The 22,309-nt window shown below is 51.3% G+C and carries 19 protein-coding genes; 16 read left to right on the top strand and 3 right to left on the bottom strand.

Annotation, left to right across the window (positions count from 1 at the left end; all coding sequences use genetic code 11):
- Position 1: 1 nt before the first annotated feature.
- Positions 2–1,621, bottom strand: coding sequence for a hypothetical protein (locus tag NI000_RS16460; RefSeq protein WP_054977195.1), 1,620 nt, complete (start codon positions 1,619–1,621; stop codon positions 2–4).
- Positions 1,622–1,934: 313 nt separating this feature from the next.
- Between NI000_RS16460 and NI000_RS16455 the strand changes: the two genes are divergently transcribed.
- On the top strand, positions 1,935–2,654 hold the full coding sequence (locus tag NI000_RS16455; protein WP_253412331.1) for an ergot alkaloid biosynthesis protein: 720 nt from the start codon (positions 1,935–1,937) through the stop codon (positions 2,652–2,654).
- Positions 2,655–3,115: 461 nt separating this feature from the next.
- Positions 3,116–3,670 carry a GNAT family N-acetyltransferase gene (locus NI000_RS16450; protein ID WP_253412329.1) on the top strand — a complete coding sequence of 185 codons (555 nt, stop codon included), beginning with the start codon at positions 3,116–3,118 and terminating at the stop codon, positions 3,668–3,670.
- Between the two features lie 117 nt (positions 3,671–3,787).
- Here the strand turns inward: NI000_RS16450 and NI000_RS16445 are convergent, their stop codons facing one another.
- Positions 3,788–4,732 (bottom strand): phosphotransferase, encoded by a 945-nt coding sequence (locus NI000_RS16445; RefSeq protein WP_253412327.1) that lies wholly within the window; start codon positions 4,730–4,732, stop codon positions 3,788–3,790.
- A 193-nt stretch (positions 4,733–4,925) separates the two neighbouring features.
- On the opposite strand from NI000_RS16445, the gene NI000_RS16440 reads away from it, so the two are divergent.
- From NI000_RS16440 to NI000_RS16420, 5 genes are all read left to right on the top strand, one after another.
- Positions 4,926–6,017 (top strand): LacI family DNA-binding transcriptional regulator, encoded by a 1,092-nt coding sequence (locus NI000_RS16440; RefSeq protein ID WP_253412325.1) that lies wholly within the window; start codon positions 4,926–4,928, stop codon positions 6,015–6,017.
- Positions 6,018–6,168: 151 nt separating this feature from the next.
- On the top strand, positions 6,169–7,782 hold the full coding sequence (locus tag NI000_RS16435) for an extracellular solute-binding protein (RefSeq protein ID WP_253412323.1): 1,614 nt from the start codon (positions 6,169–6,171) through the stop codon (positions 7,780–7,782).
- A 41-nt stretch (positions 7,783–7,823) separates the two neighbouring features.
- Positions 7,824–8,720, top strand: coding sequence for an ABC transporter permease (locus tag NI000_RS16430; RefSeq protein ID WP_253412321.1), 897 nt, complete (start codon positions 7,824–7,826; stop codon positions 8,718–8,720).
- Positions 8,714–9,607: a carbohydrate ABC transporter permease gene (locus tag NI000_RS16425; protein ID WP_253412319.1), complete on the top strand. Its 894-nt coding sequence runs from the start codon at positions 8,714–8,716 to the stop codon at positions 9,605–9,607. Before NI000_RS16430 ends, NI000_RS16425 begins: the two co-directional genes overlap by 7 nt.
- 12 nt (positions 9,608–9,619) lie before the next feature.
- A complete protein-coding gene (locus NI000_RS16420) occupies positions 9,620–12,778 on the top strand; it encodes a beta-galactosidase (RefSeq protein ID WP_253412317.1) in 3,159 nt (1,052 codons plus the stop codon).
- A 1,018-nt stretch (positions 12,779–13,796) separates the two neighbouring features.
- Here the strand turns inward: NI000_RS16420 and NI000_RS16415 are convergent.
- Positions 13,797–14,108, bottom strand: a complete 312-nt coding sequence (locus tag NI000_RS16415; protein WP_253412315.1) for a DinB family protein — start codon at positions 14,106–14,108, stop codon at positions 13,797–13,799.
- Between the two features lie 131 nt (positions 14,109–14,239).
- Here NI000_RS16415 and NI000_RS16410 point away from each other — a divergent pair, with 131 nt between their 5' ends.
- The 9 genes from NI000_RS16410 to NI000_RS16370 all read left to right on the top strand — a co-directional run bounded on the left by NI000_RS16410 (position 14,240) and on the right by NI000_RS16370 (position 22,171).
- A complete protein-coding gene (locus NI000_RS16410) occupies positions 14,240–14,599 on the top strand; it encodes a hypothetical protein (RefSeq protein ID WP_253412314.1) in 360 nt (119 codons plus the stop codon).
- A 441-nt stretch (positions 14,600–15,040) separates the two neighbouring features.
- A complete protein-coding gene (locus NI000_RS16405) occupies positions 15,041–16,282 on the top strand; it encodes an MFS transporter (protein WP_253412312.1) in 1,242 nt (413 codons plus the stop codon).
- A 208-nt stretch (positions 16,283–16,490) separates the two neighbouring features.
- Positions 16,491–16,799, top strand: a complete 309-nt coding sequence (locus tag NI000_RS16400; protein WP_253412310.1) for a DUF2249 domain-containing protein — start codon at positions 16,491–16,493, stop codon at positions 16,797–16,799.
- Complete coding sequence (locus NI000_RS16395) at positions 16,796–17,020, top strand: DUF2249 domain-containing protein (RefSeq protein ID WP_054975601.1); 225 nt, start codon at positions 16,796–16,798, stop codon at positions 17,018–17,020. Before NI000_RS16400 ends, NI000_RS16395 begins: the two co-directional genes overlap by 4 nt.
- 36 nt (positions 17,021–17,056) lie before the next feature.
- Positions 17,057–18,289, top strand: coding sequence for a hypothetical protein (locus NI000_RS16390; RefSeq protein ID WP_253412309.1), 1,233 nt, complete (start codon positions 17,057–17,059; stop codon positions 18,287–18,289).
- Positions 18,290–18,323: 34 nt separating this feature from the next.
- Positions 18,324–18,632, top strand: a complete 309-nt coding sequence (locus tag NI000_RS16385; RefSeq protein ID WP_216790290.1) for a metal-sulfur cluster assembly factor — start codon at positions 18,324–18,326, stop codon at positions 18,630–18,632.
- 59 nt (positions 18,633–18,691) lie between these two features.
- Positions 18,692–19,033, top strand: a complete 342-nt coding sequence (locus NI000_RS16380) for a cupin domain-containing protein (RefSeq protein ID WP_253412307.1) — start codon at positions 18,692–18,694, stop codon at positions 19,031–19,033.
- A 411-nt stretch (positions 19,034–19,444) separates the two neighbouring features.
- Complete coding sequence (locus tag NI000_RS16375; RefSeq protein WP_253412305.1) at positions 19,445–20,824, top strand: amino acid permease; 1,380 nt, start codon at positions 19,445–19,447, stop codon at positions 20,822–20,824.
- A 285-nt stretch (positions 20,825–21,109) separates the two neighbouring features.
- Entirely contained in the window at positions 21,110–22,171 is a 1,062-nt protein-coding gene (locus tag NI000_RS16370; RefSeq protein ID WP_253412303.1) for a suppressor of fused domain protein, read from the top strand.
- The last annotated feature ends 138 nt before the right edge of the window (positions 22,172–22,309 follow it).

Raw genomic sequence — 22,309 nt, 5'->3', positions numbered from 1 at the left:
CTCATTGTGGTTGATCTTCTTTCTTTTTACAACATGGAAATATTTTTTCATACAATTTTGCAGCATTATCGTCTTTAGTAGTAACAATCTTTTGTGCCAATTGTTCACGAAGCAATTCTGCTTGAGCCAACTCGTTTGCCAATTTTTTTTCTCGTACCGTTTCATCTTGGAGTCCGTGAGAATAATTATCAAGTGCGTCCCCCTGGCCGAGCAATGCTTCAACAATAATACCATCCGTTCGCATCACTATTTCTTTTGCGGACAAGATGATGCCGGGCACTGTTTTACCTTTATATGTGGACGTCATCTCTTTTTTTACACGATAATAGTGTTTCTCACTTTCTGGGTAATTTTTTTTCTCGATAATTGAATGAACATTATCTTGGTAATCAAAAATGTGTGTCAGTTCGTCTATTATTACTTGCCGTACTTTTTCCCGTTCGGTATCCTTAACCACTTCTTCTAACAAATCGTCGAGTTGAGTGAGTGGATATTCCCGGCGTGATTCAGCGAACCCATTAAAAAATGCGACACGAATATCCACTAAGTGAAGTAAGGTTATAAATTGCTGATTCATCTGTCGAAAAACAAAATTCAGTGTACGGCTGACATTAATGTTCTCCAACTGACGTTCGATGGTAGTTTCTTCACCTGTGGTTACCTTTGATTCAAAGCTCGTGTTAATTTGTACATCACGTTTGGCTGAAGCTTTAGATGAATGCTTTTGGGTGGCATTTGAGACGTTTTTTGCAAATTCTTCTCTGGCAGAATTGGAACCGCCTTTCACACCTCCCGATATTTTGGCGCTTCCCCATCCCCAGGAGGCGTTTGCTTCCGCTTCAACATGATATTCAAAATTCTCACTAGAATTTCTCTTATCTGACCGTTCAGACAGCACGTTATCCTCGAAAGATTTAGCGCTTTCTTCTGTAAACGAATCGAGAATACTCGATGCGCGTTTCTCTTCCGTTTCAGTTTTGCGGTACGTTTTGATCGTCATTTTTGTGCGTTCGCCTGGAAGTAGCGAGAATGTTTTAATTGTTCGTCCTGCTCCATAATCTCCGGCGAAAGAAGTTAGTCTATAAATTTCGACGATCATTAGGCGCGGATCTGTTTGTTTGGGTGGCGTGATAAAATTATACTCATATGTCCCATACAAATTCTGATAGATGTTCAATCGTTCCCCATTTAGAATACGAGATGCGACAACTGCAGGATCAATTTTGGCCATAACATTCCTTAAATGCAAACGTTCACCAACCGAAACTAATGAGGTAGATGCTGTCTTGGAAAGTGTTTCTGGACTGTTTTCGGTTGCGTGTATCGCCAAAGAGTTCGTAGCAACTTTCACATTTGGAAAATATTTCAATGGAAAATACCCTGATTGCAGGGCATCACGCACAACTTGTTGAACATCTGGGCCACCGTCCTTAAAGTCGCTTCTTCGTGGCGGATCGGTAATGCTAGGTCCCGGAATAAATATATCTCCATCGAACGCGAGATTTATACAATTTGTTCCAGTATAAGTAGTCGGCTCTGGTACATCATAGTTCAGAATAGATGCTTTTCCATTTGTTTCAAATTTGACTATTGGTTCTGGTTTGACTATTGGTTCTGGCATCGTTGTTGCCTCCTGATGGTCGTTTTAATTCCATTACAATTTTTTGCAAAAGGAAAAGAAGTTATGCCCCACTTTATGCATGAATAAATTGGAATTTTTCTGGTCTTAAAAAACTAAAGGGACCTTATGATTATTAAATAACCAACTTTTCCAATGCCCGTTAGACCATTATCGTGGCGAAAACCGGCTGATATTGTGTCCGGAACTTCTAAACGTTGTAAATCTGCGTTTTGCTGTCGGGACACCTTTATGAAAACTTTGGTCGAAAAAGACATAGATCGCTGGATCTAGCTGTTCGACGAGAACGTCGTGTTTGAATTTTCCTTACTCTTCCGACGGTTATACCAGGAGCTCGAAGGGAAGTCTGAGCTTTACCGAGCACGCGTATTTCGACTGGTTCGACGAGAGTACTTTCGATCCGGCCTTAAAAGACGTGGACAACATTTATTTGGTTGGGCCTGTCGCCGTGATGGAACCGTTCACCATCATGCTTCCCTTTCTGGATAAAGCCGTAAAATCGGGGGTGCGCCGGATCGTCTTATTGAGCAGCGCTTCCGTGTCTGAAGACGGGCCTGTGTTCGGCAAGGTGCACCGTGAGCTGCGCCGGATGGTGACGGAGTGGGCGGTGCTTCGCCCGTCGTACTTCATGCAAAATTTTACGGAGCGTCAGCACGGGGCAACCATCAAAAGCGACGGAATCATCGTCACCGCCACGGGCACCGGCCGTGTCGGATTCGTCGACGCCGACGATATTGCGGAGGTAGGGGTACGGGCGTTAATCGATGAGCAGCCGCATAATACCGATCACATCATCACCGGTCCGCAGTCACTAACCTATGCGGAGGCGGGGGAGATGATCGGCTCAGCCGCGGGTTTGACGATTCGGCATGTGCATACGGATACAGAACAGCTCGCCGCCGGATTCATCCAAGCCGGAATGCCCGAAGATTATGCCTTCTTCCTGGCAGGCTGGGATCAAGCGATTAACGAGGACGGAACGGAGGATCTGGTTACGACGTTGTGGAGCGCCTGACCGGGCGTCCGCCGAGATCGTTCGGAGATTTCGTCCGATCCAATGCCGCTTTTTGGGCATGCCTAAGCGTCCCGAAGGATTGGACATTGTTTGCACGTGAACAAAGATTGTATAATGTTTAATAAAAGCAGAGTGTTGAGAAACCTGGAAGTAGTAAAACTCAGACAAATAGAGGTGGGGTATATCCCGTAAGAGTTTACGTCCGCCGTTGAAACCCGTGAAAATACCACTAATTCTAATCAAATTCACGGGTTTCAAGAGCGGCTGGAGGGATATACCCCACCGGCGTATGCAGAGAGTTTTATACGCGAAACGACTTTCTCAACAGGCTATTGTATAATGATTTAAAATCTTACCGGGAGGACATGTCCATGAAAGAGAAATATGTGTTCCGTTAAGTCCGAGGTCCCCCGCCGCATCCTATTCGCCATCTTATACAACTTTAGCTTGGGAGGACGAATATGGATATTTTGATCAGAGAACTGACGGCCGGGGACGGAGAACGATGGATGGACCTCGACGGAAGCTTTATCGTGGATTCTACCCTTGTCCTGTCATTAACGGGACAGCGAATCGGCTATACGGTGAAAGAGATACCCGCTTATCAGAAAAGCTACGCCGACGAACCGTTGGAAGAAGAGGCGGAAGCGGATTATCCGGATTACATCGGCAACCCGGACCAAATCGTCTATCTGGCATTCGCTGACAACGATGTCGCTGGGCATATGATTTTGAAACGAAACTGGAACAAGTATGCCTATATCGAAGATATCAAAGTCGAGGCCCGCTACAGAGGATACGGTATCGGCCGCAAGCTGATCGAGCAGGCGAAGCGCTGGGCGAAGGACGGCGGCATGCCGGGAATCATGCTGGAGACGCAAAGCAACAACGTCCGCGCATGCAAGTTCTACGAAAGCTGCGGTTTCGTCATCGGCGGGTTCGATTCTTACGTCTACAAAGGCATCGATAAACAAAGCGATGAAATCGCGATCTACTGGTATCTGATGTTTGAATAAGGCGCTTAGCACCGGTTTACGAAGAGGGGATAGAACGCAAGGGAGGAGGGAAAGGCTTGCGCAGAGCAAGCGCGCTCCCCCTTGCAGGGCTAATCCTCTTTTTTTGTTTTGTAGCAATTATCCGGTTATTTCATTTAATTCTTTGCTCAAATGGTTGAGTGTCGCCGTCCGTTCCTGCGCCTCTTGCCGGTCAAACAAGAGCTGCTCCATAAATTCCCAGATATCCTCCAATTTGCGTCTGTACCGATAAAATTGCAGCACATCGGGGTTGATTGCAAAATCGTTATGCACCTTCCGGTAGATCTGTACAAAATCATGATAATAAGGCTCGTCAACTAGAAACATGAGATCGGCTTCGACAGGCGCCAATTTCAGCCCTTCCCAGTCAATCAGTATCAGCTGCCGGCCGGCTTGCATCAGATTCCAAGGGTGAAGATCGGTATGGCACAGGGCCATTCTTAAGTTCCTGCTCCTCAAATCGGCAGACAGCTTTTCTACGGTATCCGCCAGTCCATTCAATTGTTTCAGGTGAGGGGTTATCAATTCCCTTACGTCAGGAGGAAGCTCGTGAACCTCCCGTTCCAACGTATTCCTTAGCTGCGGCCAAAACGGAACAGTAAAGTCTTCCTTAATCGCCTTCGTTTCCATCGGGATTTCTTCTCCGTACAAATGAAGCTCCGCGATCATGTTCGAGAGCTCGCCAACCTGCTCCGCGGTTAAAGCTTTATCGCCAATCGTTTCTCCTTCGATATATTCATACAGCAAATAAATCCCTTCGTCATCTTCACATTTGTAAGCGCCGGTTTTGGTTGGCACGGGTACGGGAAGCTTGCCTTTCAAGCCGCTATACTGCATAAGCCATATCGTGATCGGCACGTATTGATCGATGAGTGCCGTCCATTTCGGAGTCGACGCCCGGCTTTTTTCGTAAACCTTCAAGAAGAAGGCATGGTTGCCGCTGTATACTTTAAAGGCAAGTGCCGCCCAGCCGCCCCGTTGTGGTAAAATGTTAGCAGCATCCAGATTATAATGTTCTTTTAAAATGATTGGGATCTTGTCCATAAGCTCCTCCTGCAAATATTTGTAGCTTTATTATAAAACATGACACGGGGCAGGGTCCAAAACTCATGCATGAGCTTTACAAAATGATGCATTAAGTTTACAAAATAAGTTGACAAAAAAGAAGGCAAATCATACAATTTTAAAGGAATAGACTAAAAAATGGTTCGTATTACGGGGAAGAAAGAGAGATCCGATGAAAAAACAAAAAGTGACTACCCACGATATATCCAAGCTCCTCGGCATATCGCGAAATACAGTGTCCAAGGCGCTCAACAATCATGCAAGCGTTTCCGAGCAGACGAAGCAGAAGGTGCGCGAAGCGGCCGCCAGTCTCGGCTACAAATCCGTGGATGCAACGGCAGCGGAGGAGACAGAGGCAGCAAACGCGACGGTCAGAGGCGGCATCGCTTTCATCACGAACATATTTACCCCTGCCAACAACGGCTTCTGGATGGGAGTCATCAAGGGGATCGAGGAGATCACGGCCAAGAACGGCTACGAGCTGCTGTTCGACTTCATCAAACCGGACGAGCTTTCCAAGCTTTCGCTGCCTTCGTGCGTTGTAAACCGGTCAGTGAACGGCTTGATCGTCAGCGGCTATCTCAGCAAAGAATATACCGATCTTCTGGCCTCCGTGGATTTGCCTAAAGTGTTTCTCGATGCCCGCCCGGACCTTTCGTTCTCCGCGCTGTATGCCGATATTTTGCTAGTGGAAAACGAAGACAGCGTATACGATATGACGACCCATCTGATCGGGCGGGGGCACCGTCATCTGGGTTTCGTAGGCGATATCACCAGCTGTCGGTCGTTTATGGAACGGTGGCTCGGCTTTAAACGGGCGTTGCTTGACGCGGGCTTGACTCTGGAGCCGGACTACTGCGCCACCGGGCCCAACCCGTCGCAGTATCATCACTACGACGATATCGAAAACGCATTCCAACGCCTCGAAGCGTTTCCGACGGCTTTCGTTTGCGCGAACGATACGATCGCCATCCGCGTCATTCAATATTTGCGAAACAAGGGCTTTCAGGTGCCGGAGCAAATCGCCGTGACCGGGTTCGATCATTCCGAGCATGCCGATTTTGTCACGCCTGCGCTGACCACCGTGCACTATGACGAGAAGGATTGGGGCCGCCGCGCGGCCGAAGAGCTGCTGTGGCGCATTAACAACCCTGCGCGGCCTTACGAATTAGTCCGTCTGGGCACGAAAGTGATCTACAACGATTCAACCTCGACGGTACCTGCGTCCTTGCCGGTCGCGGCAGCCCCGAGTGTTTCCCCCTAGATCAATGTGATTTTGCACACTGTAATATTACAAAACGCAACGATGTAAATGATAATGTAAAATTATTGTTTACAATGTTGCGTTTTTTGTTTATGATGAACCTAGTAGGGTTGTAAGGGTTTACATTCTCTTCTTACAGGAGGTCATCCATTTGAAAAAGTTAAAGGCTATTGTTCCTGTAGCATTCCTTACCGCAAGTCTCGTTGCCTGCCAGAACGGTGGGAATAATGGGGCGGCGAGCTCCGCCGACGGCAGCGGGCAGTCCAAGCCGTCAGACGCTTCGCTTAATCTTTCGATGGCTTTGATGGGCGGCGCGAAAACGCCGAATTCCTGGACGGAAAAAGCGTTGGAAGAGGATCTGACGAAGGCGCTGGGAAAACCGGTTGCGCTTGAGAGCGTTTTCCTGCCGGGATGGGAAGATGCGCAGACGAAAATCAATTTGAACATGAGCGACAAAAGCACCATGCCCGACATTCAGTGGTGGTACGGCATGGACAAGGAATACACGAACTGGGTAAAATCCGGCGCGCTCGTCGACCTCGTTCCTTACCTCCAGAAGCACGGCAAGACGATTTTGAGTTACTATTCTCCGGAAACGATGTTCTACTCCTATGAAAAAGGGAAGATGTACCGCCTGCCGGGAGACGTAGCGGAAGCGACCTCCATGACAACGATCATCCGCAAGGACTGGCTCGATAAGCTCGGGCTGAAGGTGCCGACGACGGTGGATGAATACATCGAAGTTTTGAGAGCGTTTACCAAGCGAGACCCCGACGGCAACGGCAAGGACGACACGTACGGCTTGTCCGGCCCGGGAATCGCAGGCTCGGCGGAATACCGCACGTTCGCGCCGATTTTCTTCGCGTACAAGTCGATTCCGAACGAATTCATGGTGCAACCCGACGGAACGGTCAAATACGGCGCAGTGCTTCCGCAGACGAAAGAAGCTTTGAAAGTTTTGCAGAGCATGTATAAGGAAGGGCTCATCGATCCACGGACGATCAGCAATACGGACGCTAATAAGTTCGAGGAAATCGCCGCAAGCGGCAAAGTCGGCTCCTTCTACCGCTGGATCGCTTATTTCAACCCGTCCAGCACGCTGTACAAATCGTTCAAGGCGAACAACCCTTCGGGCGAGCTGCTCGCGATTCCGCCGGTCAAAGGCCCGGACGGCTTCAGCTCGGATTATCCCGAAGCGGTCGGAGGCTGGTGCTTCATCGGCGTGACCAGCAAGGCCAAGGATCCCGCGGGCGCGGTTCAAGTGCTGAACCGGATCGCTTCCCCCGAAACGTTCAAGCTGGTCAGCTTCGGCAAGGAAGGCGAGCATTACAAGATGGAGAATGGCCAGTTCCAATCGCTCCTGACTCCGGACGAGCAGAACAAGCTCGGCATCGGCAACTACACCTGGTACTTGAGCCGGAAGGACGAAGCGAATATTTCCAACATTCCGCAGGTGATCGACCTGTTCAAGAAGGGCGAGGCGACGTCCAAGCCGCTGCGGGAGCTGGTGGTCCGGTTCAAAACGAACGATCGCCCGGCCTTCAAGGAGTACATCAAGGATATCGAGAAAGTGCGGGACGAAGTATTCTACGGCATCATTTCCGGGAAGAAAAGCATCGACGAATTCGATAAGTTTGTCGAGAAATATTATGCGATGGGCGGCAAAAAGGTAGAGGAAGAGGCAAACGCCCTGTACAAAGCGCAAAAGCAGGAATATGCGGAATTTTTGACATGGTATGACAAAGAAATCAAGCCTTACAAGTAATCCTATAACTTCGGAACCTGTGACATAAGGGGGAAAACCTCTTGCTAAAAGATCTGGTCAGGGACAAGTACTTATATTTGCTGCTGCTGCCCGGTATGCTCTTCATCATCGTGTTCAAATATATCCCGATGTACGGCTTGGTCATTGCTTTTCAGGAGTACAACATATTGCAGGGCGTCGGAGGCAGCGACTGGGTCGGGTTGTACCAGTTCGAAAAGCTGTTCACGATGCTGGACTTCACGAATGTGTTCAAGAACACGTTGATCATCAGCACGCTGAAGCTGATCTGGGGCTTCCCGGCGCCGATCGTGCTGGCTCTTTTGTTAAACGAGGTCAAGCAGCTCGTGTTTCAGCGGTTCGTGCAAACCGTCGTTTACTTGCCTCACTTTATTTCGTGGGTTATTTTTTCCGGGATTATCATCATCTTTTTGAATCCGGTGGACGGCCTGGTCAATCAGGTGATGGGGTGGTTTGGTGGAGAGCCGATCGACTTCCTGATCGAAAAATCGTATTTTCGCTCCATTCTGGTCGCTACGGATATTTACAAGGAGGTCGGCTGGGGGACGATCATTTATTTGGCCGCCATTTCGGGCATCAACCCGCAGCTGTACGAAGCCGCCATTGTGGACGGGGCAGGCCGGTTCAGGCAAATGTGGAACATTACGCTTCCGTCGATCCGCCACGTGATCGTCATCCTGTTCATTCTCAGTCTCGGCAACATTTTGGACGCCGGATTCCTGCAGACGCTGCTGCTGTACAATCCGCTGGTCATGGATGTGGCGGATATTATCGATACGTACGTATACCGCAAAGGGATCGTGGACGCGAGCTACAGCTTGGGGGCGGCCGCCGGTGTGTTTAAGTCGGTCATTGCGCTGATTCTGGTCGCAGCATCGAATCAATTGGCGAAAAGGTTCGGCGAGGAGGGCTTATGGTGAGGAAGCTGAAAAGGAAGCCGTCTGCCGGAAGCCGGCTGTTCCAAGCGGCCAATACGCTGTTCATGCTGGCGCTCGTCGTTGTTATGCTTTACCCTTACTGGTACGTGATCATGTATTCGTTAAGCGATGCGAAGTTGGCGGGAAGCGGCGGATTGTTCCTCCTGCCCAAAGGCTTCTCGCTCGCCGCATACGAAACGGTGCTCGGCAATGCGGCCGTACTGTCCGGCTTCAAGGTTTCGCTCATCGTTACGCTGACGGGCACTTTGCTCGCCACGTTCATTACGGCGGCGACTGCGTACGCGATCTCGAAATCGCGCTTGCGGGGCCGAAAGCTGTTTACGCTGATGATTTTGTTTACGATGCTGTTCCACGGCGGAATGATCCCGGGGTATTTACTGGTCAAGGAGCTGGGCATGCTGAACTCGTATTTGGCGCTCATTCTCCCGTCGGCGATCGGGGCGTGGAACATTTTCATCATGCGCAGCTTTTTTGCCGGGATTCCGGCGGAAGTGGAGGAGTCGGCTTATATCGACGGGGCGAACGATCTGGTCATTTTTTTTCGGATCGTGCTTCCGCTGTCGAAAGCGGTGCTGGCCACGATTGCCCTGTTTATGGCCGTCATGTATTGGAACGACTTTTTTTCCACGATCCTGTATATTTCTTCAAAGGACAAATGGGCGCTGCAAGCGGTATTGCGGGATCTGTTGACCAACACGTCGACAGCGATGCAAAGCCAGGGCATCAGCATCGCCTACCAGCAGGAAATTAGCGAATCGACGATCAAAATGGCGAATATTGTGGTCGCCACGCTGCCGATCTTGATCGTATACCCCTTCGTGCAAAAATATTTCGTCAAAGGCGCGATGATCGGTTCCGTTAAAGGTTAGAAAGGAGACAGCATGGACAACGTTATCGTATTGTATGATCCGGAGTTCCCTTTCCTTGGGGAACGAATCGGCGAAGCCGGCCTCGAACGGCTGTCCGGCGTCTTCCGCGTGGTCCGGGCGGAGCAGCTGCCGCAGGCGCTCGCGGACATGGACACCGGGTGTCTGGTGAATCTCCATGCCCCTTATTTCCCGAAGGAAGCGTGGGGCGCGATCCTGGATTTTCTGCAAAGAGGAGGCGGGCTTGTCAGCATGGGCGGTGCCCCGTTCCGCATTCCGGTCTACCGCGAGAACGGAGCATGGCATGCCGAAGCCGAGCAAACGGCCTACCATCGGCAGCTCCGCATCCATGAAGCGATGACGGTCGATCCCGCTCCGGTCGCGAAGCTGGCGGCTAACGAAGATATGCCTCTACTGCGCGGTCAGGAGCCGCTCTTTGAGATTCAGCCGACCTGCAGCCTGATTCTCCACGTGACGCGCCATGACGATCAGCCCCACGAAAGCGGCTCGGCCGGACCGATGGATGCGCATCTGTATCCCCTCTTGAAAGGCGTATCGTCTGAGGGCCGAGAGGTTGCCGCTCCGGTGGTGCTGATGGAAAATACGAAAGGCGAGTTCGCCGGAGGCCGCTGGCTGTTCGTTCACCAGCTTGCGACAGCGGCATTCTGGGAAAAGGGCGGGGCTGCCGCAATTGCGAAGTGGGCGGCGTACTGTGCGCTCGGCGTGACCGAGCTGACGCTCAAAACGAACTACGCCTCGTACGAAGCTGGCGAACGGCCGAAGCTGAAGCTGCAAATGCAAGGCCTGCAGCGAACGGGCGTAGCGTCTTCAGCCAGCCGCTCCTGGCGCTTTGCCATTGAGGTCCGTCGGGAGAGCCGGTCAGCGGAAGCATCGAGCGGGCCGACGGAACCGGTGTGGATGGGGGAAATCCAAGCCGCCGTGTCCCGTGAGCAGAGCTTCGCGGAACTGCTGCTGCCGGTTTCCGTCGAGCCGGGGCTGTATGAGATTGTCTGCAGAGCGGAGTCCGACCTTGGCGAGGTCCGCGTACTGCGGCAAGGCTTCTGGGGAACGGACGAAGAGCTGCTGCGAGAGGGCAGTCCTTTGCGCTGCGACCGGGATTATTTCTGGAAGGACGGCCGTCCGATGCCGGTGGTCGGCATGACGTATATGAGTTCGGATGTGGCGCGGAAATTTTTGTTTCTGCCGAACGTGTCGGTGTGGAACCGGGATATGGTGCAGATGAAGCGGGCCGGAATCAACTTCATCCGGACGGGAATCTGGACGGCGCACCGGCAGTTAATGTATGTCGACGGCCATCTGTCCGAAGAGGTGCTGCGCGCGATCGACGCGTTTATACTTACGGCGAAAAGGCACGGGCTGGAAGTGAATTTTACGTTTTTCGCGTTTGCGCCGGAGGCGTGGGAAGGGGCGAATCCGTATCTGGACCCGCGGAGCGTGGAAGCCCAGAAACGGTTTCTAGCCGGCATCGTATCGCGGCACCGCTACACGACGAATGTGCACTGGGACTTGATCAACGAACCTTCGCTGTTCGATCCGAAGCGGGTGTTCGCCGGTCCGCGTCCGGTGCGTGACCGGGAGGAGCGTACCGCTTATTCCGCTTGGCTGCAGAGGCGGCACGGTTCGTTACGGCGGCTGCAGGAGCGCTGGGGCATGACGCCGGCCGAGCTGCCGTCCTTCGAAGCGGCCAGTCCGCCCGCGCCGGAAGACATCAACTTCGACGTGCACGATATGGCGAGAGGCAAAAGGGGAGCGCCTTGGCTCGACTACACCCTGTTTACGATGGAAATGCACAACGAGTGGATACGCAGTCTAAGCGGGACGATCCGCGCGCTGCATCCCGGCGCGCTCATTACGGTCGGGCAGGACGAAGCGCTTGGCGGCCAGCGTCCGTCGCCGTTGTTCTACGGCTCCGAGGTGGACTATACGTCGGTCCACTCCTGGTGGCTGAATGACGATTTGGTATGGGATGGTATTTTTACCAAAACAACCGAGAAGCCGAATCTGGTGCAGGAAACCGGCATCATGTATCTGGAGACGCCGGACGGACGAGCGAAGCGGTCGGAGGCCGAGCTGAAATATTTGCTGGAGCGCAAATATGCCTATGCGTTTGTTACCGGTGCCGCAGGCGCGGTCCAATGGATCTGGAACACGAATTATTACATGAACAATATCAACGAGTCGAACATCGGTGCCCTGCGGGCCGACGGTACGGAGAAGCCGGAGGCGGATGTTTCGTACGATTTCGGCCGCTTTATGAACGAAATCTGCGACTTGCTTACCGGTAGGAAACCGGAGGAAATCGCCGTCGTCTTCCCGTATTCGAACGACTTTTCGAACCGCAGGCTCGCCTGCGAAGCGACGGCGAGGCTGACCCGGGTGCTTGCTTATGAGCTGAAATGTCCGTTTTTCGCCGTCGGGGAATACGACCTCAAGCCATTGTCCGAGCGCTGCCCGAAGCTGATCGTCGTTCCGAGCGCGCACAATTTCAGCGACCGGGCGATGGAAACGCTCGTCGAGCATATTCGTACGCGAGGCGGGACGCTGCTCTTCACGGGGCCGCTCGGGCTGGATGAATATTGGCGGCCGACCGGGCGTCTCGGCGAGCAGTTCGGTCCGTACCGGGAAGGAAACTTGTGCCGGGAAGAGCGGCTGATGATCGACGGGAACGCCCATTCCGTCTCTTTCGGACGACGCAAAATCGCCGAGCTGTGCAAAGGAATTCCCGAAGAGGATAAGGCGTCCGGCGGTAGCCGGCTAACCGACGTTTTCCTAGGGATGGGACGCCTATTCTGGTGTCCGCTGCCGGTCGAATTGAACGACCGCACCGAACCGATCCGCGAGCTGTACAAGCACGTCATTCAGGCGGCCGGTGTACAGCCCGAAATGGTATGGCGGCAGGGCGGGGAGCTTGCAGGTATTTATGGACGCAAGCTTTCGTTTGCGAGAGGGGCGCTCTTCGTCTTCGTATCCGAGTACGCTTACCCTGCGGATGTGGAGATTGAGGACCCGGCTAACGGCGCCAAGTACCGTTTTACCATCGAAGCGGAGCGTTCGGTCTTGTTTGCTACGGACGTGACGGGCAAGCTTATTGCCGTGTATCGCGATAATGAAGTGCGAATCGAGCATGTGAACGAACAAGCGGCGTGGCTGTAAAGCCCGAATGGGATCAAGGCAATACGTATGCCATTGGAGGAATGAGACTGTGCGATAGTCACAGTCTTCAGCCTGTTGAGAAACCCCTCAACGGGCTATTTCTTTGTTTTCGTTATTTATCCATTTACCGCGTTAATACTGTGCAAAGCAGCTACGAATTCGTTTGTTTAGAAGAACCCGTGCCTCAAAATCATTTGCTTCGCAAGATCCACAAACACATTGACTTTTCCTTTATTCTTGAAAAAGTGAAGCCATATTACTGTGAAGATAACGGACGTCCCAAGTGGCGATTTAAGTATGACCGGGGCGCTCTCACTCGGGCAAATATCTGTACCGTCTCCGGTACCAAACGATTGAGCGAAGTTTCGCGGATGCCAAAGAGCTCCATGGACTTCGCTATTGCATAAATTCTCCATCTTAGTATTAGCGGACATTGATTTAATGATCAAACCGATTCTATTTGGTCTCATTCTGCATATTTTATATCTGAGTTCACATTTTGCCACCAACCGCAGCAGCGGTAGATTGGGTAGTGTTAAACCGCGGAATAATTTCTGAAACCTTTCAAGTCTCAATCTTCAGACTTGTTATAGGGGCACCGAAGGTTCTTATCCCTCCAGGTATACTTTCCTTTACAATTAACTCTGACGAATCGATGCATAACGCCAACTCTGTTGGTACGACAGGTCAACCTTTTACTCCCGGATTCTCCTACGAGGTTGTAGTAGAAACCGATAATATGGATGTTTTACCTTCCGTGCATGTCTGGTCTGGTTTCTCTGGCGACACTTACATTGCTAGTACACGTATTGGACCAACAGATTTCAAAATTATCTCATCAGGAATTTGGCAGCCTGTCAGTACCTAGGTTATTTGCACATGGACAAGGAACACAAAAAATGTAATCTGTGTGCCCCATTTCTTTTACCTCCTTCTCATTATCGGAAGTTGATTTATCCCGAAATTCCCATGATATCAACATTCTGGAGACTGTGCGATAGTTACAGTCTTATTTTTGCTAGGCTATATTATATTTATTCCCGTTTGTTGAAGCTATTCTATATTCTAATAAAGCGCCCATATCAATTCTTGAACTCAGTTCTGCGATATCGTCATCGGCCATACCGTTTCCACTATGGGGAAATCTGATGTTCATTTTTTGAAGCCAATCATCGGAATAAAGAACCTGCTGATCGTTTGCGACTAAAATATTCATTGTCATGTCCTCAATTCTTGCAATATGCCAAAGATGCCATGTAATAGAGTTCTTGGTGTCCGGAGTATTTACTGGAAATTTTCTTAATGCTTTTTCTTCCAGATTCTCCAGCACCGAATCCTCAAAGGTTTTTTATTGCAGGTTATCATGCGGTGAGAGGTGTGTGCATGAACCCTTGTGCCCGGTACGGTCATTGAATTGTTAAGTCATTTTCATTACTATAAATAGGGGAGGAGGGGATTACGTTGATCACTGCGAGTGAGATACTTTCGATCCTGGGTGATGGCACGTTTTTAGAGCGTGTTTTCAATAAAGATGTGGATTGGGATGCAGAATTGGATGCCAGGGATGAAGCTGAATTCGCTGAAGCGTGGAGTTCCAGTTATGACAAGCTAGAAGCAATGCATCCGTCTGAAGATGCGGTGATCCGCGAAATCAGGGAGACGGTGTTCAAGCAAACGTTTCGGATCACTCAAAGCCCGGAGATGGCAGGATATGTATCGGACGACTTTGGTTTGATAGCCAAGGCATTCGATCATAAGATCGATATCGAATTTGTCAATAACCTGTGGGATTCCTACACGAAAGGGAGCTTTCCGAGATAAGAGAAAGCGAGGGATTCTAAAAGCCCAAATCCCACACAAGACACGACCTTTTAAGGCACGTGTCTTTTTTATTTTAAAGTGGAACAAAAATCACCTCTTCACAACGTAACAATGTTATGTTACATTATTTTCGAGGGTACTGACTGACAGTAGAGTGATGTCTACAGGATAGGAGGGAAGGTTAAGAAAACCATATTGGCCGGGACAGTTTTTTGTTGAAACTGAAAAACGATCTGCCTCTCAGTGAAATAGCAATGTGTATTTACCCGCAGATTCGGCAGAATCGTCTCTACACAATGCGTAGTCCCGCCTGTATAAAGCAAAATAATATAACGTAACAATGTTTTATTAAAAGAGAACTAAGCTTTTACATGAAGCAAGCAGGTGACCCGCCCAATTCGAAAAGGGGGGTGCCGGAAATCACAAGGAGGCTGGACAATTATGGACAAACAACCGGAAAACGCTAAAAACCCGAGTCTTTTTCGCAATCGTTTCATGCAGACGATTCTGCTATCCAACATACTGCTGCAGATCGGCATTTGGGTGCGTAATTTCGCGATTCTTCTTTATGTTGCGGAGATGACAAACAACGATCCGAGTGCGATTTCGCTGATCAGCGTAGCGGAATTTGCGCCTATCTTCATATTTTCGTTCATCGGAGGGACATTCGCCGACCGCTGGCGGCCGAAACGAACGATGATCTGGTGCGATCTGTTGTCCGCGGTGTCGGTTTTCGTCGTGCTTGCGACCGTTCATTACGGGTCCTGGCAATCCGTCTATCTGGTCACCTTCATCTCGGCCATTCTTTCGCAGTTTACCCAGCCTTCGGCCATTCGGCTGTTCAAGGTTCATGTGCCTGAAGAGCAGCTGCAGCAAGGGATGGCGCTGTTCCAGACACTGATGGCCATCTTCATGGTGCTCGGTCCCATGCTGGGCACGTTCGCCTACAGTACGTTTGGTCTGGAAACGTCCATTGCGGTGATGGGCGTGGCTTTTCTACTATCCGCGCTCATGCTGACCCGCCTGCCTAAGGATAAGGCGGAATCACAGACGGAAGCCGTAAAAGGTCAATTCCGCGAACAATTCGTCGAAGGCTTCCGTTATGTCTGGCAAAGTCAAGTGCTACGGATGCTCGGAGCCGCGTTTATTTTGGCCGGTCTCTCCATTGGCATTACACAAACGCTCGGCCTGTTCGTCGTTACGGAGCGGCTTGGAAGCGATGAGAAATTTCTGCAATATCTGATGATGGTGTACGGTGCCGCTATGCTGATCGGCGGCGGGCTCGTATCCGTTTTTGCCAAGCGCGTCGCGCCGCAGCTCCTGCTCGCCGTCGGCTTGCTCTTCGGCGCCGTTTGTACGGTGATCGTCGGGTATTCGACCAGCATACCGATTACGCTCGGAGTGCAGTTTTTGAACGGTCTCGTATTTCCTTGCATTCATATTGGCATCAACACGATGATTCTGAAATGGTCGCCTGCATCCATCGTAGGAAGGGTAAACGGGGTGCTGAGCCCCATGTTCGTCGGGATGATGGTCATTTCGATGTCTTTCGCCGGCGCGCTGAAGGATGCATTTTCGTTAGTATCGATTTACACCGGAGCGGGCCTGCTGCTCCTTCTCGGCGCACTAGCCATGATGCCGATCATGAACAGCAAAGCGCCGGAGCACGCGCAGTCTGCATGACACCGGCGTCGATATGAACATAAACGCACATTAAGCCGCATCCGCAACGTATAGCTTTCCGTGAATCCTGCCTGTTGGCAGGATTTTTTTCATCTTGTGATTGCAGTCACAAACTGGCGCAGCCGAATTCGCTACACTGTAGATACAGTGAAAACAATTCTCATTTGGACCGGACTTTCGATCCGGCAAATGGATTGGGGGAAGAGATATGAAGCGAAACGGAAACGTAGTGGAGCTGGATGTACGGCCATTTTTGCGGAAAAAGCTGGAGCCGTTCAAGCAGATTATGGATGCGGTGGAGGCACTGGAGTCAGACGATGTGTTCGTGCTGCATGCGATATTTAAACCTACGCCGCTGCTAGGCATCATGAAGGCGAAAGGGTACGCCAACAAGGTCGAAAGCGTAAGCGACGATCATTGGATCACTGCTTTCGCCAGGGGAGCCGAGGCTCGGGCGAAGTTGGAAGCCATGTCCCTGCAAGCCTTCATCCCTAAAGATGAGGAGGCTGGATCATGAGCGGCCATGTCACGGAATTGGATAACCGGGGGTTGGAGCCTCCGCAGCCGATGCTGCGTACGCTGAAGGCGCTGGAGGACATGGGGAATGGGGACATTCTCGTTATTCACAATGACCGGGTCCCCATGTTTTTGATCGAGGAGCTGCGGCGGCTCCAGTATTCGTATGAAGTCGATCCGCAGCCGGACGGCACCGCCAAAGTCGCGATTACGAAAAAATAGCTTTCAGAAAAAGCTTGCTGCATGGGGGTGTAAAGCATGTTTCGCTTGCCGCTATTATTTATTGCCACCGGAATAGTCAGCTTTGTCTTGTTTCATGTGGGATCGCTTTTCACCGCAGGAGGCTGGGCGATCGACCATCCCCGCAGTCCCGACGGCTGGTTTCGTATTCATTTGCTGGTGCTGGATTGGGGGACGATGGTCGCGATGGGAGCGGTCTACCAGCTTATCGATGTGGTGCTTCAACGCCGCATTTACAGCCGTATGCTTGGCTATGTGCATTATGTATTTTTCACGGGAGGGACGGTCATCCTGCTGGCCGGATTTTTACAAAGCCGGGTCGAATGGATCGCTGTCGGAGCCGTCGCCGCAGTCATCGGCATTCTGCTTTTTGTCTGGAATGTCGGGCGGACGCTGTGGGAGGCGAAGCGCTGGAATCCGATCACTCTAAGCACCGCCTGCGCGCTGTTGTATTTGGCATTGACCGGGCTGCTAGGCGTGGCGATGGGCTTAAACTTTGCGTTCCAATTCTGGGTCGACCTGCATGAACGTTTACTCGCCGCCCATATCTGGCTTGGGACGCTTGGCTGGTTCGGGCTGTTGATTACCGGATTCAGCTACAAAATGCTGCCGATGTTTTATTTGTCTCACGGTGCCTCAGAAAAGCCCCAGTATTATATCCTCGCACTGTGGAATGCGGCTGTCCTGTTGGGCGTAGGGGCTTCTCTAGTACCGGGCTGGTCCAGGCTGACGCTTGGGGTCATTTTGCTGCTCGCCGCAGCGCTGCTCGCCTATGATCGGCTTATTCGAGACATTCGCAAGCACAGCCATAAAGCCTCGCCGGGGCGCGGGATCGTATGGACCTTATGGAGCACCAGAGCTTTGCTTATATTTTGCATCCTATCGTTTTGCATTGGCCTGGTGGCTCCTTCGCTGCTGTGGAGCTTGTACTGGAGCGTTATCGCCGGTTGGGTATACCTGTGGGGATGGGTGGCGGTTACGGTTCTTGGGTACATGTCGAAAATCGTGCCGTTCCTATGGTGGACGCACAAATATGGCGATCAAGCAGGGAGGCCCGGGGTACCCGTCATGTCCGACCTCATCAGCGAGCGCAGCATCGATGCAGGGATGTGGGTGATGGCTGCGGGGCTGCTGATAGCTGTGGCGGGCATGGGATTCATGGAACCGCGAGCGGTCGTCACAGGCATAGCGGCGTTATCCGCCGGAGCGTTGTTCTATATCGGCGTGATCGCCAGAGTATTTACCAGATAAATGGTGCTTTTCACATAAGAGAGGAGAGAATATCATGACAACACAAGTAAATGAAGATACGGTGCGGCGGCAATTGATGCTGGTGTTCGACCCTGAGCTCGGCGTAAATGTCGTAGACCTCGGTCTGATTTATGGTATTGACATCAAAGACGGACACATTGCGATCCGGATGACGTTAACCACACCCGGCTGCCCGCTTCACGATACGATCATCGGCGGCGTGCGCCGTGCCCTGGAGGGAAAACCTGGCGTCGCCGGTGTCAGCGTAGAGGTCGTATGGGAGCCGCAATGGACACCGGACCGGATGTCGGACGAAGCCAAACGTCAATTGAGCGCTTGGTAAGATCTGCGGAGAAGGCGATCCGGCGGGAACGCCGATAAGATGAAACGGAGGAACTTCATATGGAAATCAAAAGGCTTGAGGCGCACCAACCGTTTCAAGAGGAGCGGTTTACGAAAAAAGTATTGTTTCAAGCGGACGGAACCATCGTTTTTACGTTGAATTTCATGCCGGGCCAGCAGCTTCCCGTACACCGGCATCCGGGAAGCCAAGTCTACGTGCTGGTCGTTCAAGGCGGCGGTACGATGATCGTAGATGGCGTGGAGACGGAAGTCCGGCAAGGGGATTGCGTGCGATGCGGAGGCGAGGAGTCTTTTGCTTTTGCCAATACCGGTCAAGTGCCTGCCACATTGTATGTAAACCTGAATAACATTCCTGATGAACGCTACGCGCGGGAAATATAAAGCGCTGGATGATTCGTGCATGAAGGAACAGAAAAGCCTGAGAAATCAGGCTTTTTCAGGCTGTTGAGAAAGTGGTTTGAAATAGAGAAATATACGGAGGTGGGGTATTTACACACTTTTCATCAAAGGGACAGGGCCGTTTTTGCTAAAACAAATTCTTGGCCGCTCCCCAGATCAGGAGGAAAACGCTATCTTTTCTTGAATATATAAAATAATCCTATAACTGGGCGTTCGAGGTACAACCACCATTTTCCAACCGCTGCCTGAAACACGGCAGTTGTATTTCTGCGTTTGATGTCATACAATTTGGTGGTATTGGAGGTGGTCGGAAAAGTAAGGTTTGAGCGGGAGAGGCGGTTTTTTGGCTGATCCGCTTTGGATGGAACATGTATAGAATGGGGGCGCTTTTTTTTGGAATCAAAGCAATTAGTCAGAGGACTGAAGACGCGGCATATTGAGCTGATTGCGCTCGGAGGCACGATTGGCGTAGGTTTGTTCATGGGGTCGGCAAGCACGATAAAATGGGCCGGGCCTTCCGTATTGCTGGCCTATCTATTAGCCGGGATCATTGTGTTTTTTGTCATGCGGATCATGGGAGAGATGCTGTTTCTCGAACCGGTCACCGGATCTTTTGCTACATTCGCTCATAAATATGTCAGCCCTCTGGCCGGTTACTTGACGGCTTGGAGCTACTGGTTCTTGTGGCTAACGGTGGGCATGGCGGAAGTGACCGCCATCGGAATTTACGTCGGTTATTGGTTTCCCGATATTCCGCAATGGCTGCCGGCCTTGGCAGGCGTAGGAATCATTGCCGCGGCCAATTTAGCGGCTGTCAAATTTTACGGGGAATTTGAATTTTGGTTCGCCATGATCAAAGTCGTCGCGATTGTCGCCATGATTGTGATTGGAACGGCCATGATCTTCTTCGGTTTGGGCAACGGAGGACAGCCCATCGGCCTTTCGAATCTTTATGCGCATGGCGGTTTTTTTGCCGGAGGATTGAAAGGGTTTTTATTTGCCCTCTGCATCGTAACGGCCGCTTATCAAGGCGTTGAATTGGTTGGAATTACCGCCGGTGAAGCGGAAAATCCGAAATTCACCTTGCGCAAAGCGATCAAAAATATTGTCTGGCGCATTTTGATTTTTTACGCGGGCGCCGTCTTTGTCATCGTCACGCTTTATCCATGGAACCAAGTCGGCGAGATTGGGAGCCCCTTCGTCATGACCTTTGCCAAGATAGGAATTGTCGCCGCTGCGGGCATCATCAACTTCGTTGTGCTCACGGCTGCGATGTCAGGCTGCAACAGCGGGATTTACAGTGCGGGAAGAATGCTGTATACTTTGGCCTCCAACGGTCAGGCGCCTAAGTTTTTCGGAAAAGTATCCCGGAGCGGCGTCCCGAGGAATAGTATCGCTACCACGATTTCTTTGCTGTTAGTCGGAGTGCTGTTTAATTACCTGCTTCCGGATTCCAAATTGTTCCTGTATATTTACAGTGCCAGCGTGCTTCCGGGCATGATACCGTGGTTTGCATTAGCCTTCAGTCAATTTAAGTTTAGAAACAAATGGAAGGACAGCTTGAAAGATCATCCGTTCAAATCTGTTTTCTTCCCGGTCAGCAACTACATCACGATCATTTTCTTGTTCCTGGTGCTAATCGGAATGTGGTTCAACCCCGATACTCGCGTCTCGCTGATTGTCGGAGCGTCATTCATTCTGATCGTCGTTGTGAGCTATTATGTCTTTAGCATAGGAAAACGGCAAAGAGTCGAAGCAGAGGAAGAAGCGTAGAAGGCCGCTATAGCAAAATGCCGCCGAGCGAGCTCAGGTCATGTCCTGGGTCCGCCCGGCTTTTTTATATCAAATCGGGAACATCGCAGTATTGATATATTTTCCAACTGGGGTTACCATGTTAGAAGCGTTTTCTTTACGCCTAAGGATAACTTGACGCTAAAGGAACGGCGATTGCAACCCTCGAGGATTTTTTTGCAGGGAACAGCGATGATAGCTTGATGGGACACGGCTCCGAGCGCCTGCTATGGCAGCATGGACTGAACTTTTGGGAGGGAACGGGTAATGAACGAAGAAGCAAACGCAGTGGGCTGGGACGCCATTGATCGGGAAATGTCGAGGCTTTACGGGGATCAGGAACCGAAGCATTACGGAACGCTTCTGCCCTATTCTTTGGGGGGCCAAGATCCGCTGGACGGAATCAGCGCTTATAAGGCGGACGAGCCTGCGCCGCATTGGCATTTTGTGACTTATGGATTTACGGAGCTGTACGATAAAGAATCGGACAATCCCGACGATAGCGGCTACGGATTCGAATTGACGTTTCGGCTGGCACGCGAGGAAGGGGAGGAAGAGCCTCCGGCCTGGGCGCTGAACCTGCTCCAAAATATGGGAAGATACGTATTTAACAGCGGCAATATTTTTAGATCGGGCGATTACTTGGATGCGAACGGACCGATTTGCCTGGGTGCCGACACGCTGCTGACCGCCTTGGCGTTCGCTGAGGATCCGGAGCTTCCGGCCATCGATACGCCGAACGGGCGGGTGGAATTTGTGCAGATGGTCGGCATCACGCGCGATGAGCTCGAAGCGATGCAGACGTGGAATACGCTTGGCGTGCTCTCCGCTTGCTTGAATCATATGCCTCATTACATCACGGATCTGGCACGGCATTCGCATCTTGGGATTCCGGCCATCTCGGAAGTCGTGCAGAAAGGAATGCAAGAGGAAGGTTCGAATACCGGCTTCTTATATGTCGATCAATTGGCTTGGGAGCTTGGGAAAAAGGGCTGGTTTAGCAAGACGCCTTCCACGCTTAAGCTGGGGGCCAAGCAGGCTGGAATCATCGGAAAGCTGCTTCAAGGGCGCATTCTGAAGGGAAAAAGTCTGACGCTGGTCGGTCCGGAGATCCGGGTCGTGTTTGAAGCGGGGGAGAAGCCGGGTTGCGAAGCCGGGGAGGACGAGGTCCGACTCACACTGGATGAGGTGACGGCGGGGGAATTGAGCCGGAAATTGCTGCCGAAGGAAAGCGTAATTGAGCTCTCTGCTTTACCGGGAATCGCCATTCAAATTGTAAAAACACAAATTAAGGATAACGAAGGGAACGTCGTAGAGGTTATCGGTTAAAGCTGCCTGCTCCTGGCGGCTGCATGATCGAAACGGCGAAGCGTACACCGCCAGCGGGACAATTGTCCTGCCGGCGGTTTCTTTTTTGCAGATACAAGACCATCCTGACATAAGGTTGTCAGGGAGGGGCGTTTAAGA

The organism is Paenibacillus tyrphae (assembly GCF_024158745.1).
In the GTDB taxonomy this organism is placed as follows: Bacteria; Bacillota; Bacilli; order Paenibacillales; family NBRC-103111; genus Paenibacillus_G; species Paenibacillus_G tyrfis_A.
The sequence above is the reverse complement of the archived record's forward strand: the minus strand, read 5'-3'. Positions and strand labels throughout refer to the sequence as shown.